Raw genomic sequence first — 15,854 nt, 5'->3', positions numbered from 1 at the left:
GAGACGATGATCTGCAGGGCCAGCACGGCGAAGGCCAGCATGATGCCGATCATGGCCAGGCCCAGGATCAGGGCGTCCGCCATGTTGCCGACGACGTCGAGCGGATTGTCGACCGGCGCGGGCGTCTCCCCGAGCGCCTTCACGATCTCCCAGCCCTGGGCGAGGATAGCCCCCGGGTTGAGGAACTCTTGCCGGCTCAGGGAGCCGCCGCCAGCCGTCAGCCCCAGCTCCAGAAAGCCGGCATAGAGGGTCTCGGACAGCCGCTGCCAGTCGTTGATCAGCCAGGCGAAGGCGCCGATCAGCAGCACCTTGCCGAAGCCCGAGGCCAGCACCTCCCGGTTGGAGGACAGCGCCCACTGGATGCCGGTCAGGGCGACGACCAGGACGATGAGCAGGCCGAACACGCCGTTGACCGAACCCTGGAGGGCGTCGAACCCGGCCGAGATGGTGTCGGAAAACACCACCATCAGCTCGTTGGGCGTTTCCACTCCGACCGTCATCGCCCCGCTCCCTCAGTCGTTCGCGTGAGACAAGGGATCGAAGCGCGGCGCGGCCGGCGCGGCGGCCTGACGGCCCCACCGCTGGCGCCGGGCGGCGTCTCCGGAGGCGCGGTCCGCCGCGTCGCGCGCCGTGGCCTCGGCCATCAGCCGGGACTGGGCCAGCATGATGGTGCGCAGCGCCGCCAGGTCTTCGGCCAGCACGGCCAGAAGCTGGTTGGACGACTGGACCGCCGCCGTCTGGCCGGTCGCCGCCTGGCTGGCGGAGAGCGCCCCGGCCAGCCTCTGCGACCGGCCCTGCCCCAGCCGTTCCAGCTCGGCGGCCGTCCGCGCCACGTCCTCGGCGGTGCGCCGGGCGTTGGCCGTGCGCGCCTCGCCCTGCTCCAGCAGGCTCAGCATGTCCGAGCCGGACAGATCGTCGGGGTACAAACTCCGGAACTGCTGCTCCAGACCGCTGACCGAGCTGGCGATCCCGCGCGCCGTCCGCGCCAGCTCGGCCATGTCCCGCAGCGACTGGCTGGATTGCGTCAGGTGGCTGTAGGGCGAGGCCGCCAGACTGCGCGCCTCGTTGGCGAGGCTCTCGAGCTGACGCGCCGCCTGCAGCGCATTTTCGATGTGATTGCGCGGGTCGAACACCACCTGCTGGGCCGGCGCCGGCGTGGCGCCCAGCAGGCTGACGGCGACGAGGCCGACGGCGACGATCTGGATGGACCTATTCGGCCGCGAGCGGGCCGGCGAAGGCGTCGAAAACGGAATCCACATTTTGCACTCCCTTGGCTTTGAGGAAATCGCGGGCGAAGCCGCCCGGTCGACCGTCGTCAGGTCCCGATCGCTCCAGGAGGGAGTCGATCAGGGTCTGGTCTTCCGGCGCGCTCGAGCCGCACAGGGCGAGGGCCACGCCGGTGAGGCGCAGGTCGAACAGCCGCCGGCCGCGCGGCTGGCGCCAGTAGTAGGCCCGCTTGGGCGTGGCGAAGGCGATCAGCTCAAGCTGGCGCCGGTTCAGGCCGAAGCCCCGGTAGAGTTCGGCGGACGACGGCTCCAGGGCGCGGGGATTGGGCAGGAAGACCTGGGTCGGGCAGCTCTCGATCAGACTGGCCGCGATCGAGGAGGCCGCCACGTCGTCCAGGCTCTGGGTGGCGAACACCACGCAGACCCGCTTCTTGCGCAGTGTCTTCAGCCATTCCCGTATCCGGGCCGCGAAGGCGGTCTCGCCGAGGAACAGCCAGGCCTCGTCGAGGACCAGCAGGGTCGGCCGGCCGTCGAAGCCCTGTTCGAGATGGTGGAACAGGGCCGAGAGCACCGGCGCCACGGCCGACGGGGTCCCCATCAGGGTCTCCAGCTCGAAGGTGTCGAACCGGGTGGGCGCCAGGGTCTCCCCCGCCCCGTCCAGCAGCGCGCCGTGCGGCCCCTTCAGGGTCAAGGGCTCCATGGCGGCGGCGACCGCCTTGTCCTGAACCAGGGCGCAGAACACCGTCAGCGTCCGCTGCGCGACCGGCGCCTCCGAGAGCGCCGACAGCGCCACCCAGATCTCTTCCCTCACTCGGGGGACCGGCTCCAGCCCGGCCAGGCGCACGGTCTCGGCGATCCATTCCGCGGCCCAGGCCCGTTCGTCCTCCCGGTCGATCCGGGCCAGCGGCTGGAGCGAAAACCGCGCGCCGGGCTCCAGCGCCCGCCAGCGGCCGCCAGCCGCGAGCGTCGCCGCGCGCGCCGACCGGCCCTTGTCGAAGAAGACCACCCGGGCGTCCCGATAGCGGAACCATTGCAGCGCCAGGAAGGACAGCAGGGCGCTCTTGCCCGATCCGGTCGGCCCGACGACCATGGCGTGGCCGACGTCGCCGACATGCAGCACCAGCCGGAACGGCGTCGCGCCGGTCGTGCGCGCCGTCGCCAGCGGCGGCCCGTCCAGGTTGGCGTCCCCGGCCGGCCCCGCCCAGACGGCGGAAACCGGCAGCAGATCGGCCAGGTTCAGCGTCGAGACCAGAGGCCGGCGCACGTCGGCATAGGGCTCGCCGGGCAGAGAGCCCAGCCAGGCCTCCACCGCATTGAGATCCTCGATCCGGGCCACCAGCCCCTGCGCGTTCAGCGCCGCCTCGATCGCGCGGGCCTTGGCCGCCGCCCCCGCCTCGCTGGCGTCCAGAACGGTGACCGTCAAAGTCAGATAGCCGAAGGCGCAGGACTCCGCGCCGAGCGCCGCGAGGGCGCCGTCGCACTCTTCGGTCTTGGACGCCGCATCCGTATCGAGAAGCGGCACCTCCTCCTTGGTGATGGCCTCGCGCAACAGGACGCCGACGCCCTTGCGCTTGGCGAACCAGCGCTTCCTCAGCTTGACGATCTCCCGCTCGGCCTCGGGCTTGTCGAGGCCGATCCAGCGCGCCGTCCAGCGGTACTCGAACGGCAGGGCGCCAAGGGCATCGAGCAGTCCGGGCCGGGTCGCCGACGGCAGGCCCCGCACCGAGACCACCTTGAGCCAGCGATCGCCGAGACGGGGCGCGACCCCGCCCGTCAGGCCGGCGTCGGCGAGCCAGGCGTCGAGGAACATCGGCGTCTCCAGCGGCCGGACCGCGAAGGCCCGGGGCGAGACGCTGTCATGCAGCCAGGTCAGAAGGTCCGCGTCATCGAGCCGTTCGATCTCCGGCAGGGCGTCGGACAACAGGTCGAGCGTCATATCGGCTTCGCGGCCGAAAGCCTCCAGCGACACCCGCCAGTCGTGGCCGCCCCTGGCCAGACCGTCGAACAGCCAGCGCTCCATGCGGCGGGTTTCGTCGGCGGGCGGCAACCAGGTCAGGGCCAGCCGGAAGTCCGTCTCGAAGGCGGGATCGGCGGTCTCGAAGCGGCTGCGTCGTTCCGCGTCGAGCAGCCAGGCGACCTCGAGGTCGAAGGCGCTCTCCGGATAGGCCGTCGCGGGACGGCGGCGCGCCTCCATATGCAGACACCAGCCCGATCCCAGCCGCTTCAGGGCGTTGTTGAGCCGGGCGCGCACCGCCATCAGCTCGTCCTCGGTCGAGGACTCCAGGTCGGGCCCGCGAAACCGGAAGGCGGCCAGGAAGGACCCGTCCTTGTTCAGGACCACCCCGGGCGCGACCAGCGCGGCCCAGGGCAGGTGGTCGGCCAGGGCGGCGGGACGGCGGCGATGTTCGTCGAGGAACCGCATCGCGCCCTCACCCGTCCAGATGACCGGGCATCGCCAGATGCCGGCGCAGAACATCGAAGAACCGCCGGTCGGACCGCGCCGCCCACAGGCCGATCGCATGGGCGACAGCCCACCACAGCAGGCCCAGCCACCAGATCCGCAGCGCCAGGCCCAGCACCAGGGCGATCGTGCCCATGGCGATGGCGTAGTCGCGCGGCATGCCGGCCATCAGCACCGGTTCGGCCAGGGCCTGGGCCACCGGCAGCTCCCACCCGTCCGGCCGCGGGTCCATCACCCGATCTCCGCGCCGCCGGCGAAGCCGAAGAAGTCGAGGAAGAAGGTCGAGGCCGCGAAAGCGATCGACAGGCCGAACATGATTCCCAGGCCGCGCCGCATCGAGGAGCCGTTCTCGCTCATGGCGATGCCGGCGCCGAAGACGACCACGGCCACGACGGCGGCGGCCTGGACCACCGGTCCGGTGATCGACTGCACCACCTGCTGCAGCGGCCCTTCCCACGGCATGCCGGAGCCTCCCGCCAGGGCCGGTCCGGCCAGCATCAGGCCGCACGTCATCGCTGCGCCGAACAGGCGGCGCCCCAGTCTCCATTGCATGATCTGCTTCCTTTGTTTCAGCGCAGGTCACCGCGCCGCGACTCATTGCAAGCAGATAAAATCCCCGCCTGTCAACGTCATTTGATCAAATAATTTCAACGACTTGTATGCGACTTGCTGACGACTTGGTTTAACTCGGCAAACGACTTTGCCAGGGTCGTGGCCATGACCTTTCCCGACCCGTCCGACGACTTTCGGCGACGTTTGACCAAACCTCGGCAGAGCCGGACTTTGGCCGGCCTCCCTTCCGATATCGACGGTTCAGAACAGCCGGTCCCGGCGATCAGGCCGTCCCTTCAAGGGGGACCCCGCCTTCGGATCCGCGCGCTTCACAGAGGCGCGAACCACGGTGTCGATTCGCGGGCCTCCCTGTTGTCGATGGCGTCGGGCGCAGCCCTGACCGTGCGCCTGGTCCTCCCGGCGTTCGGAAGCGGCAGTTCGGGGCGCGGGGGAACACGCAGGGCTGCGCGCGCCATATTCCCCGGCTGGGCCTGGCGACGGCCGGCCCAGAACGACCCCGGTCCCGGCGATCCATTGCCCAAAGCCGTGGACGGCCGTCTGCAGACGTTCCGATTGATCGCCTTAACCCTGTCGACCGCGTCAATGATCGGCCAGAAGATCGGCCAGAAGATCGGCCAGAAGATCGGCCAGAAGATCGGCCAAACTGGCAAGGCGGAACCTTCTGTAGCCTCAAACGCCTTACATTATAGACACTGCCGGGATATGGATGGCGGATCACTCCGCGCGGAAAGATCGGCCAAAATGCCAGAAGTTCCCGAGTCTCCAACCCGTATCGAGCCCGCTCGTCTCGAAACGCTCCCGGCGAGGATCGCCGATCTCGTCGCCGACCTCGCCGCGCGGTCGGCGGAGCTCGGCGTGGGCCTCCATCCGAAGACCGCGCGTCACCTGGCCGATCTCGTCCGGATCATGAACACCTATTACAGCAACCTGATCGAGGGCCATAACACCCGTCCCCGGGATATCGAAAGGGCGCTGGCCGGGGTCTCCGATGCGGACAAGCGGGATCTCCAGGCGGAGGCGGTCGCCCACTATCGCGTTCAGCAGGAGATCGATCGCCTGGCCGCCGATCACATGCTCCCCGATCCCGCAGATCCCGCATTCCTGCAGCGTCTTCACCGCGACTTCTATGCGGATGCGTCCGAGGCCATGCTGACCATCAAGGGGGCTCGCCACACCTTCCTCATGACGCCCGGAGAATGGCGCCGTGGCGCCGACCAGGATGTCGAGGTGGGCGATCATCTCCCGCCCGCCTCCGAGCAGGTGCCGGCGTTCATGGCCCATTTCCATCGCCGGTTCGCCTTCCAGCCGGCGCCCGGAGAGGGGCTGATCAGCGTGGGCCCGGGCCGGTCCAGCCGGATCGTCGCGATGGCCACCGCCCACCACAGGTTTGCCTGGATCCATCCGTTTCCCGACGGCAACGGCCGTGTTGGACGGCTGATGAGTCACGCCATGGCGCATGAAGCTGGAATCGGGGCTCACGGACTGTGGTCGATCTCGCGGGGACTGGCTCGGGGCCTTGATCCGGGACCGGAAGGACGGACCGAGTACAAGCGTCACATGGCGCGAGCCGACGAGGTCCGCCGCGGGGACCGTGACGGGAGGGGGCATCTGTCCCTGACTCAACTCGAGTCCTTCACCGCCTGGTTCCTGGAGGTTTGTCTCGAACAGGTCGGGTACATGGGAGAATTGTTCGAACTGAACGGCCTGTCCGACCGCCTCGCGAAATATGTTCTGATCTCGGGCCTCCCGGCGGAGGCCAACGCCCTGCTTCAGGAAACCCTGATCCGGGGAGAACTCGACCGCGGCGAGGCCGAGCGCGTGACCCGCCTTCCCGAACGCAGCGCCCGGCGCATCCTCAAGGAACTGACGGAACGCCAGCTCCTCGTGTCCGATACGCCGAAAGGACCCGTCTCGCTTCGCTTCCCCGCCGATACGCTCGACGTCCTGTTTCCACGCCTCTACGCCTAGCGATCACGGACGCGGAGCCGGGTCGCCGCGCGAGATCAGGCCAGCTGATGGCGACGCCGCCTTGCGCCAGCATGATCGGACTTTTGTCTTCATCCTTTCTCGCCAGACCCGGCCAAGGTTCCAAGGCTGGTCGTTTGGCAATACGGGAGTTTGATCCCTCCGGGTGCTCAAACAGCCGGTCTGGAAAAGCCAACATCGCCTATCTGATCAGCCACCCTCGCCCCATGGCCGAAGGGCTGCGCCCGCGCCGCAAGGATATCGCCGAGGAGTTCCGGCGAGGCTTCGTCGGCATGACGCAGGCGCCGGTCAGCCTCGACGAACTGATCGCCGCGCGGGAAGTCCTCATCACGATCATCGTCGATGACATGCCGACCGCCCATCGCGAATTCCTGGTCGGCTTCAAAACCGGCGAACCGGATTGGTCTCTCGTACGCCTGCCGGGCATCGCCGACCTGCCGGCGGTACGCTGGAAGCAATGAAATCTGGACCAGCTCGGGCCCGGCCGGCGCGACCGCCTGGTGGAAGGGCTGCGCGCCGTCTGGCCGTGATAAGGGGGCGCCGCAACCGGAACGACCCCGCCCGGACACCGCCGTCCTGACCGGACTGACCGGACTGACCGGAGTTGCGCGTGGCCGCGCCGCCGGCCACGCCCGCATCAAAAGGCCGCTGCGCCGAAGCGCTTCTCCCGGCGTCGCGATGTCAGCGGTCCACCAGGAAGCAGCGAAGCGCCGGCGCGCTCTGTCCTCACGCGAGCGGCGTCAGCAGGTAACGATCCGTCTCAAGACCCTCGACGGCGAGCACGGCCTCCACCCGTCTGCCCTCGGCCGTGCGCCGGATATGGACGATCCGGTCGACCGCCTCGGCGATCGCGCGCCGGGGCGGCCGGGCGACCACTTCGGTGAGCAGATCTTCCACCCGCCGCAGGACATCCCCGGCCGAATTGGCGTGGATCGTCGACAGACCGCCGGGGTGGCCGGTGTTCCAGCTCTTCAGCGTCTCGAGCGCGGCGGCGCCGTCACGCATCTCCCCGACGACGATCCGGTCCGGCCGCATCCGCAATGCGTCCCGGACCAGATCGACCACGCCGATGGCGACCGGCGCGCGCCGGGTCAGCACCGCCACCACGTCCCAGGCAGAGCACTGCAGTTCCGGCGTATCCTCGATCAGGAAGACCCGGTCCCCGGCGAAGGCGGGTTCGGCGAGCACCGCATTGGCCAGGGTGGTCTTGCCCGATCCGGTGCCGCCGGAGATGAGGATGTTGCGGCGTTCGACCGCCGCCTGTCGCAGCGCGTCCGCCTGGGCCTCCGTCATCACGCCGTCGCGGACATAGTCGGCCAGCCCCCAGATCACCGCGGGGCGTTTGCGGATCGAGAAGGCCGGCGCCGCGACGATCGGGGGCAGCAATCCCTGGAACCGTTCGCCCGTCCCCGGCAGGACGCCGGACAGACGCGGATCCTCGCGCGCCACTGTCTCTCCGACATAGTCGGCGATGAGCTTGATGGCGCGCTCGCGCGCCTCGGGCGAGAGGGACTGGCCGGTGTCCTGACGCCCCTCCCCGCTCCGGTCGAGCACCAGGCGACCGTCCGGGTTGGCGAGGATCTCCACCACTGCCGGCTCCTCCAAGGCGGCGAGGACCGTCGGTCCCAAGGCATGCCGCAGGGCCTCCAGCTTGCGCTCGGCGACGATCGGGTGGGTCGCCATCAGTTCGGCGGGTCGAACGAGCGGGGCTCGCGCGCCGGCCCGGGCGCCGCGTCGCGATCGGACCGGCCGGCGACGATCCGGGCCGCCGTGGCGTCGAGCAGCCGCTCGATGCGCCGGTCCACCGCCGCCTGCACCGTCGGATCCTGATCCACCACCGCGTCCGGCAGGCGCAGGAAGAAGGCCCGCGCCACCTCGATCAGCAGTTCCTGGACGATCTGCATGTCGCGCGCCGTCGATCGCATGTGGTCGCGCAGCGATCGTTCGAGCTGCAGCAGGCGATCCTCGGGATCGGCCTGCGGGCTCTTGAGCAGGCCGCGCGCAATGGCGCGTCCCGCCGCCTGGCTCAGGGGCATCCGCCCGCTGCGCGCCTCCCGGTTCAGGCCCGAGACGATCTTGGGGTCGTTGAGATAGACCTGCACCCGGCTGGTCTGGCGGTTAGTCCTGGCCATCGCTCAATCCTTGAAGTTGGTCGAGGGCGGCCTGCTGGGCCGCCATCTCCTGCGCCACCCGCCCGTAGATGTCGGCCGCCCGCGCCGCCGCCTTCTTGTCGTCCATGGCGGCGGCCACCTCCTTGAACAGGGGCAGGCTCGCCTCCGCGTCCTCGCCGAGACTGCGCCGCCCGGCCCACGAATGCGGACGGCGGCCCGGCGTGTCGACGCGGCGCGCCTGGTCCGGCGCCGGTGCATCGGCCCGGCTGCGGAACGGTTCGCGCTGGTCGTACAGAAGCTTGCGTGTGCGCAGCGGGCGGCAGCCGGCCACGAAGACCAGCTGCCGGTCGTCCGGCAGGGCGCGGATCTCGCCCGGCTCCAGCAGAGGCCGCTCGACCTCCGCCCGGGAGACGGAACTCCGGCCCGAGGCCAGGCCGGCGGGCGAACTGCGGCTGACGCGCGTTTCGGTCACCGACCCCGTCAGTTTCGACACCTTGTCCTGGGTCAGGGGATCCAGCGCCGAGAAGGCGGTGTAGACGGCGCAGTTGTCGAGGATGGTGTTATGGGTCCCGTAGGTCTCCACGATGTCGTTCAGCGACTGGGCGACGAACATCGCCTTGACCCCGTAGCCGCTCATCAGCCGCAGCGACTTCTCGAAGAAGGCCAGCCGCCCCAGAAGCGGGAACTCGTCCATGACCATCAGCAGCCGGTGGCGCTTGGCCCGTCCGGTGGCGTCCCGAGTCTCCTCGGCGGTGAGGGCCTGGGCCGCCGCGTAGAACAGCATCCGCACCAGGGGTCGGAGCGCCGCCGCATCGGCCGGCGCGACCTGGACATAGAGGGAAACGGGCGCCTCGGCGCACATCAGGTCGCCCAGGGCGAAGTCCGACGCCGAGAGCACCCGCTCGACATCCGCCCCGGCCAGCCATTTGAGATAGGAGCGCGCCGTGCCCTGGACCGAGGTGCGGAACCGGTCGTGCATCGCCGCATAGCCCTTGACCGCCGTGCGGATGAACGGATGGGTCCGCGGCGCGCCGTCCGGTCCCCGATCGTGCAGGGTCCTGACCATGACATCCGCCGTCTCGTCGAGATCGGCGAGCAGCTCGCGCACCTTGAGCAGCGTCTTGTCGTCGTCTGCGGCGACATGGAGGACATGCAGGATCACCGCCTCGAGGATCTCCGACGCCGCCTTGTCCCAGATCGCCTCGTCATCCCGCGCGCCGCCGGGATCGGACAGAATGGCCACCAGCCGCTGCACCTGGGCGAGTTCGCCCGGGCCGGGCTGGATTTCCGCCAGCGGGTTCCAGCGCGTGGACGCCGGATCCCGGGGATCGAAATAGAGGGCGTGCGAGAACCGGGACCGCCAGCCGGCCGTGATCCGCCACAGCTCGCGCTTGGGATCGTGCACCAGGACGCTCTGCGGCCACGACAACAAGGTCGGGGTGACATGGCCCCGTCCCTTCCCGCTGCGTGTGCCGCCGGTCACCAGGGTCGGTCGAAGATCGGTCGTCGCCAGCAGCCGTCCCCGCAACAGGCCGAGCACCGCGCCGGCCGGCTCGAGCAACCCCGCGCGGCGGGCCTCGGCCAGCCCGCCCCAGCCCCGGACCCGCCGCACCGACCCGGTCCGGCCGACGAGCGATCCCAGCCCCAGGCCGCCGGCGGCGCCGAGCAGGATCAGCGGCGCGCCGCGCGCCAGCGCCGCCTTGGCCTCGTCCCCGAATTCCGCGCGCCACACCAGGATCGCCCAGGGCGGATAGAGGGCCAGGTCGGGATGAACCCGCAGCGCCGGGCCCAGCGCCGCGGCCCAGTGATAGGTCCAGGCGAACAGCTGGGTCGCCGCCTGCAATCCCAGCAGCAGCCCCAGACCGAACAGGACGACCCGCGCCGGCACCTCAGCCGTCCTCGTCCGGAGAGTCCCGCCGATCGCCGACGACGTCGAGGACGAGCAGCGGCGCGGCCTCCATGCGGCGCTGGTGGTAGGCAACGAGCGCCTGTCGCAGCGCAGGCGTCGAGCCGGCGTCGAAGAGACGCAGGATCGCGACGGCCTCGGCGTCGCGGTCGCGAAAGATCCGGCGCTCCGCCGCCTCCAGCGGCCGCAGCTGGCGGCCGACCCGGTCGAAGGCCTCCGCGAGAACCTGATTGCCCGTCCCGCGGACGACGCGGTCGAGAGACCCGGCGAGCCGGTGCTCCGGCGCGGCCGTCGAGGGGACAGGATCGTCGCGATCGTGGGCGGCCGCGATCAGGTCCAGGCTCGCCGTCAGGCAGTGAAGGCGGAAGGCGAACCGGTCCCTGACGAGGGCCGCGTCCATCCGCGGCGCCAGATAGCCGCCGTACGGAGCCCGTTCGATCAGACCCTCGCCGCAGAGCCACGCCAGCGCTTCCCGAACCGGCGTCGTCGACAGCCGAAGACGCCGCGCCTCTTCCACGATCACCACGGGCGTCCCCGGCGCGAACGCGCCCTGCTGCGACAGCCGCCGAAGACTGTCGAGGGCCTGAAGAAAGGGATCACGCTTTCGGGTCACCACCGGCTCCGAAAAAAGGGGGGAGCCCGGACTATCGAGGGGGATCGGGACACTCGCCAACGGGTTGCACGCCTTTTCCGTAGGGCTCGCCATAAAACGTCGAGATATCCGCCGTGGGCTGTCGGCTCATCCGCCGCTTTGTGGCGGCTTCACCCTTGCTGTGTACGGAAACGAAAGGTTGGGCGTTGCTCCCTCTGGCGTCCCGTCGCACCATCCCCGGTTTGAGAGGTTCGCTGATGAGTGGAGTTCCGCCTGACCCGCCGCGTGATGGAGAGTTGCTGTCGGCGGCGGTCAAGGCGGTGCGCAGACATCGCGGCCTGACCACCGCCGAGGTCGCGGCCGCCATGAACATGGCCCTGAGGACCTATGAGCGTTTCGAGTCCGGCGCCACCCGCCTGAACCTGGACCATATCCACAGGTTCGCCGCCGCGACGAACAGCGATCCCTATGCGCTCATCCTGGCCGTCGTGATCGGCTCGCCCGAGTTCGCCCGACGCAGCGCGGACAACAAGATGGCCACCATCCTGACCATCGCGGTGCAGCGGTTCGACCGGACCATCCAGGATCGCCTGCTCGACCTCGATGCGCGGACCCTGATCGCGGCGGTCACCGGCATGTTCGACACCCTGCTGGACGGCGATGAGACCAGCGAACAGGCCCAGGCCTGGCTCAAGACAGGCGCGGCGGAGTTGCTCGCCACGCGACCCAAACCGGGCCGCTGACCCTGCAATATACTCCAGATATAGCTTTTCAGCGCCTCTCCCCGCGCGCTCACTCCCCTGGCGCCACATCCGTGGCGATCAACCCAAGGAGAGACCGTGATGACCCCCACCAAGCTCCGTTTCGTCAGCTTCGGCAGCGCCAGGACCCTGACCCGGGACCTGCTGTCCGGCCCCTATACGGAGATCAACGTCTTCGACAGTCGTGACCCCGCCGGCTGAATGAGCCGCGGACGGCCGTCGTCGGCGGCCGTCCGCAACCTTCGATACCCCCATGACGGGTCCGCTCCGGCGCGCAGCATGCTCCCGGGGCGAGCCCGAGAGGAGATACCAAGATGAAAACCCCCAAACTCCGCCTGGTCAGCTTCGGCAGCGCCAGGGCCCTGACCCGGGACATGCTGGGCGGCCAGCATACCGAGATCAATATCTTCGACAGCCGCGACCCGGCCTGAACGGCGCGCGGACGGTCGCCTTCGGCGGCCGTCCGCGACCCGCAAAGGAGACATCCATGCCCATCGATCTGTGGTGTGCGCCGGGCGTGTTTCTGGCCCAGGTGCACGAAGACGTCGTGGTCCTCGACGTGAAGGCGGACCGCTACGACTGCCTGCTCGACGCGGCGGACCGGATCGTCATCGGGCCGGACGGCTCGCTCCGGACGTCGGACCAGGATGTCGCCCACGACCTTCTGGCCGCGGGCATCGGCTCCGCCGATCGGCCCCCGGCGCCCCGGCGCGCGCCGGAGCCGGCGCAACGCGAACTGGCCACACCTTCTTCCCCGCCCACTTTGGCCCGTATCGAAGCCGGCCTGTCGCTCGCACGCGCCACGCTGGCCTTTCGCGGCAGGACGCTCGGCGAGCTCATCGACGCCGCACGCCGCCCGTCCCCTCCCCTCACAACCGCTGATGACCTTCTGGGCGAACGGGTCGCCGCCGCGCGGGCCGCGCTGCCCTGGGTCCCGTTCGAGGGGGAATGCCTGCAGCGCGCCTTCCAGCTCAAATGCCTGCTCGCCCGGCGAGGCCTCGCCACGGACTGGGTCTTCGGCGTGCGAACCTGGCCGTTCGCCGCCCACTGCTGGCTCCAGGTCGGCGATGTCGTGGTCGCCGACAGTCTCGAACGCGTTCGCCGGTACACCCCGATCATGGCGGCTTGAGATGGGCCACTATCTGCTTGTGGTCCGGCGACCGGACGACGCCGCCGCCGAGGCGCTCTCGGCCGCGCTTGCGGACCTCGCCAGGACGGCGGCCCTGACCGTTTGGGATCTGAACCGAAACGCATGGCTGGCCGTCGACGGCCCCCACGCGCCGAAAACGCTTGAGGGCGGCCCCTGGACCATGATCGGGGACGTGTTCAATCGCCAGCGGCCCGTTCTGCCGCGCACCCGTCCGGAAGACCCCTGGGCCTATGAACGCAAGCTCGTGGCGCGGTTCTGGGGCCGATATGTCGGCGTGCGATTCAGCCGCGACCATCAGCTTTCAGCAATCCTTCGGGATCCCTCGGGCGCGCTGGAATGCATCGCCTGGTCCCAGGACGGCCTGACGATCGTGGCGTCCGATGCGCCGGACTGGCTTGTCCGGAAGCTCCGCCCCCCGTGGCGCATCAATGTCGAACGCCTGGACCAGGCGCTGCGCAACCCGCTCATGTCATCGGGCCCGCTCCTGATCGACGGTCCTGTCGCGATCGATCCCGGAACGGTGCAGCCAGTCCCGCTGGAGGGTCCGGCCCATCCGATCTGGCGACCGGCTGATATTGCCTGCCGGAGTCTGGAACCCACGCCCGCGCTCGAGGACGCGGCGCGCCTGCTCCGCGACGCCATCGACGAGGCTGTCACAGGCCTGGCCGGCGCTTCGGGCCCGGTCGCGGCGGAGGTCTCGGGCGGGCTCGATTCCAGCCTGGTGGCCTCGAGCCTGGTGCAAAGCTCCCCGGCGACGGTCGCCCTCTGGCTCAGCGCCTATGGCGCGGCGCCGGAAGCCGACGAACGCCCCTATGTCGCCGCGCTCGCCGAAGCCTTGGGAATCGATCCGCTTTGCGTGCCGCACGCCACGGGACCGATGACGGAAGCCTGGCTGGAGCGAACATCCCGGGGCCTGCGTCCGGGCGTCAACGCCCTCGACCGGCCGCACGACATGGACTGGGCCGCCCGGCTCGGGTCTGCGGGGGTCAGGGCGTTGATGACCGGCAAGGGCGGAGATTCGATCCTGCTGCAGCGATCGACGGCCGACGTCTTCACGGATTCCTGGCGGGCGCGGGGATGGCGGGCCCTGCTGTCTCCCGATGTCCCGCGCCTTGCCGCGACCAACGAGATCTCGGTCTGGTCCATGATCCGCGAAGCCCGTCGCCATGGGCGCGAAGGCAGTCGCCTTCCCGTGCGGGATGAGGGCTTTCTCACGGCACGTCCCGACGGGCCTTCCGACGCCCCTCCCGTCCACCCCTGGCTCGCCGATTGCGAGGCGTTCGGACCCGCCAAGACCATGCAGATCGCGGGCGTCCTGGACAGCGTCTCCCGGCATGGTCCGTCGATGCTGACCGAGGCGGTCGATGTGCGCCACCCCCTGTGCGCGCAGCCCGTAATCGAGGCGTGCCTCGCGCTTCCGACGCCCCTGCTGACCCACGGCGGACGGGATCGCGGCCTGGCGCGCCATGCGTTCAGGGAGCGGCTCCCGGCCGCGATCCTGGACCGCCGGTCCAAGGGCGATATGACCCGGATTTACGGACGCATGATCCTCGACAACCTCGGCGTTCTCAGGCCCTGGCTCCTCGACGGGCGGCTGGCGGCGCTGGGGATCATCGATCGCGCCGCGGCGGATCGTCTGCTCACCCGCGAGAGCCTGATCTGGCGCGGCTACTATTCCTCGATCATCGTGGCCGCGGCGTTCGAGGGCTGGGTCCGGGCATGGGATCGTCGCCTGACGGCGGCGCGCTGACGACCGGGGTCGCCGGCAAGGTCCGCGCCAGCCAGTCGAAGATTTGGCTGTAGAGGTCCCGAATATTGGCCGGGCTCCAAAGGTGATGGTGTTCTCCCCAGTAGGTGACGAGACGCGCCTCGCCGCCCTGGCGATAGAGGGCGCTGAACATGCGTTCCGACTGGGACATGGGCACGAAGTCCCGGTCCGCGGTGATCAGCAGGACAGGCGCCGTGATCTGGTCCGCCGCCAGATAGGGGCTTTGTTCTACATAGGCCGCCGGGTCGGCCCAGGGCGGCGCCGAGAGCTCGCCCTGCCCGCCTTCCACCCAAGCCTGCTGGTTTACCATCATGAACCCGTCCTCGGGCATCAGGCGGGTCGCGGGGATGAACTCGCCCCATTCGCCGAACATGTCCGACACGCCGGACGAGGCGATGTACGACTGGTAGCGCGTTGATCGGGTGGCGATCGCCAGGGCCGCATAGCCTCCGAAGCTGTGCCCCATGATCGCGATGCGATCCCGCGGCAGATCGGGCCAGGCCGCCAGGGCGGCGTCGACTGCGGCGTCGACGCTGCGAACATAGAAGTCGATGGCGGTCGTCCCCGGCTCGTCGATGGGAATCGACGGGGTCAGGACGGCATATCCCGCGCCCGCCAGCGCCACGGCCCTGACGCCGGAGGTCAGGGTGAACGGCCCGGACCAGACGCCGGCGTCGACGGAACCGGGATAGACCTGGACCACGAGGCCCTTGATCGCGCCGGCCCCGCGTCCCGGGGGCAGAAACAGCCAACTGCGGGTGTCGCGGCCGAAAGCGTCTGTGTGCGCCACCGCCACCGGTCTTGACAGGCTCACCTCGGCCAGGCCCGCATTCACCTGATCCAGGACGTACACCCCGTGCGGCGTTCTGAGACGCAGGGTTTCGACCAGTTCGACCCGGTCGAGGACCAGCGACGCCGCCGGCGACACGGCCACGACCCGCGCGTCCCCGCCCGATTCCACCCCGAGCCGGACCGTCCCCGCGTCCGTGACCACCAGGCTCTCGCCCTGTGGGCCCAGCGCGGCGAGCCAGTCCCGCCGCGGCGCGTTATTGAGCTTCAGGCGCAGGATCAATTCGGGATCGCCGATCAACGGCTCCCTGAGTGGAGGGCCCGCAGACCCCAGCCGCCGGGCCCCGGCGAGGTCCACGGTCCACAGGCCGCCGTCAGCGAACAGCCGCAGGGTCTCGCCGTTCACGGCCGCGAGGTGAGAAGGGACGACCGACAGGTTTGAGGTCAAGGCCCGCGGCGGTCCGCCCGCCGGCAGGGCATGCCAGTCGAAGCGGTCGGGGCCGGCCGCGCGCGCGTACAGCACCGGGGTTT

Annotated in this window: 15 protein-coding genes; 5 read left to right on the top strand and 10 right to left on the bottom strand. The window is 69.9% G+C overall.

Annotation, left to right across the window (positions count from 1 at the left end; translation table 11 throughout):
* From Q0588_RS15730 to Q0588_RS15710, 5 genes are all read right to left on the bottom strand, one after another.
* The coding region (locus Q0588_RS15730) for a type IV secretion system protein (RefSeq protein ID WP_298748168.1) at positions 1–500 on the bottom strand (500 nt) is incomplete at its 3' end.
* A gap of 12 nt (positions 501–512) precedes the next feature.
* A complete protein-coding gene (locus Q0588_RS15725) occupies positions 513–1,259 on the bottom strand; it encodes a conjugal transfer protein TrbJ (protein ID WP_291838935.1) in 747 nt (248 codons plus the stop codon).
* Positions 1,210–3,648, bottom strand: coding sequence for a conjugal transfer protein TrbE (trbE, locus tag Q0588_RS15720; protein ID WP_298748160.1), 2,439 nt, complete (start codon positions 3,646–3,648; stop codon positions 1,210–1,212). Before trbE ends, Q0588_RS15725 begins: the two co-directional genes overlap by 50 nt.
* A 7-nt stretch (positions 3,649–3,655) precedes the next feature.
* On the bottom strand, positions 3,656–3,919 hold the full coding sequence (locus tag Q0588_RS15715; RefSeq protein WP_292062128.1) for a VirB3 family type IV secretion system protein: 264 nt from the start codon (positions 3,917–3,919) through the stop codon (positions 3,656–3,658).
* Positions 3,919–4,239, bottom strand: a complete 321-nt coding sequence (locus Q0588_RS15710) for a TrbC/VirB2 family protein (RefSeq protein WP_292062131.1) — start codon at positions 4,237–4,239, stop codon at positions 3,919–3,921. The genes Q0588_RS15715 and Q0588_RS15710 overlap by 1 nt, the downstream gene beginning before the upstream one ends.
* A gap of 165 nt (positions 4,240–4,404) precedes the next feature.
* Between Q0588_RS15710 and Q0588_RS15705 the strand changes: the two genes are divergently transcribed.
* Both Q0588_RS15705 and Q0588_RS15700 read left to right on the top strand, forming a co-directional pair.
* The gene (locus tag Q0588_RS15705; protein WP_298748157.1) at positions 4,405–6,228 is read left to right on the top strand and encodes a Fic family protein; all 1,824 of its coding nucleotides are present in this window, start codon (positions 4,405–4,407) and stop codon (positions 6,226–6,228) included.
* Between the two features lie 47 nt (positions 6,229–6,275).
* Positions 6,276–6,707: a hypothetical protein gene (locus Q0588_RS15700; RefSeq protein ID WP_298748154.1), complete on the top strand. Its 432-nt coding sequence runs from the start codon at positions 6,276–6,278 to the stop codon at positions 6,705–6,707.
* A 265-nt stretch (positions 6,708–6,972) separates the two neighbouring features.
* Here the strand turns inward: Q0588_RS15700 and trbB are convergent, their stop codons facing one another.
* Genes trbB through Q0588_RS15680 form a run of 4 tightly spaced genes read right to left on the bottom strand, consistent with a single transcriptional unit; the run spans position 6,973 to position 10,876 of the window.
* Entirely contained in the window at positions 6,973–7,929 is a 957-nt protein-coding gene (gene trbB, locus Q0588_RS15695; RefSeq protein ID WP_298748151.1) for a P-type conjugative transfer ATPase TrbB, read from the bottom strand.
* A complete protein-coding gene (locus Q0588_RS15690) occupies positions 7,929–8,378 on the bottom strand; it encodes a hypothetical protein (protein ID WP_291838952.1) in 450 nt (149 codons plus the stop codon). The genes trbB and Q0588_RS15690 overlap by 1 nt, the downstream gene beginning before the upstream one ends.
* On the bottom strand, positions 8,365–10,245 hold the full coding sequence (locus Q0588_RS15685) for a type IV secretory system conjugative DNA transfer family protein (protein ID WP_298748145.1): 1,881 nt from the start codon (positions 10,243–10,245) through the stop codon (positions 8,365–8,367). Before Q0588_RS15685 ends, Q0588_RS15690 begins: the two co-directional genes overlap by 14 nt.
* A 1-nt stretch (position 10,246) precedes the next feature.
* The gene (locus Q0588_RS15680; protein WP_298748142.1) at positions 10,247–10,876 is read right to left on the bottom strand and encodes a GntR family transcriptional regulator; all 630 of its coding nucleotides are present in this window, start codon (positions 10,874–10,876) and stop codon (positions 10,247–10,249) included.
* A 236-nt stretch (positions 10,877–11,112) separates the two neighbouring features.
* Between Q0588_RS15680 and Q0588_RS15675 the strand changes: the two genes are divergently transcribed.
* From Q0588_RS15675 to Q0588_RS15665, 3 genes are all read left to right on the top strand, one after another.
* Entirely contained in the window at positions 11,113–11,598 is a 486-nt protein-coding gene (locus Q0588_RS15675) for a helix-turn-helix transcriptional regulator (protein ID WP_298748139.1), read from the top strand.
* A gap of 505 nt (positions 11,599–12,103) precedes the next feature.
* The gene (locus Q0588_RS15670; protein ID WP_298748136.1) at positions 12,104–12,745 is read left to right on the top strand and encodes a lasso peptide biosynthesis B2 protein; all 642 of its coding nucleotides are present in this window, start codon (positions 12,104–12,106) and stop codon (positions 12,743–12,745) included.
* A 1-nt stretch (position 12,746) separates the two neighbouring features.
* A complete protein-coding gene (locus Q0588_RS15665) occupies positions 12,747–14,516 on the top strand; it encodes an asparagine synthase C-terminal domain-containing protein (RefSeq protein WP_298748133.1) in 1,770 nt (589 codons plus the stop codon).
* On the opposite strand, the gene Q0588_RS15660 is transcribed toward Q0588_RS15665, so the two are convergent.
* The coding region (locus Q0588_RS15660) for a prolyl oligopeptidase family serine peptidase (RefSeq protein WP_298748130.1) at positions 14,449–15,854 on the bottom strand (1,406 nt) is incomplete at its 5' end. The two genes, Q0588_RS15665 and Q0588_RS15660, sit on opposite strands and share 68 nt — an antisense overlap.

The sequence above is a fragment of the uncultured Brevundimonas sp. genome (genome assembly GCF_937870815.1).
Lineage (GTDB): Bacteria > Pseudomonadota > Alphaproteobacteria > Caulobacterales > Caulobacteraceae > Brevundimonas.
Note: the sequence above shows the minus strand (reverse complement) of the source record. Positions and strands in the feature narration are given on the sequence as shown.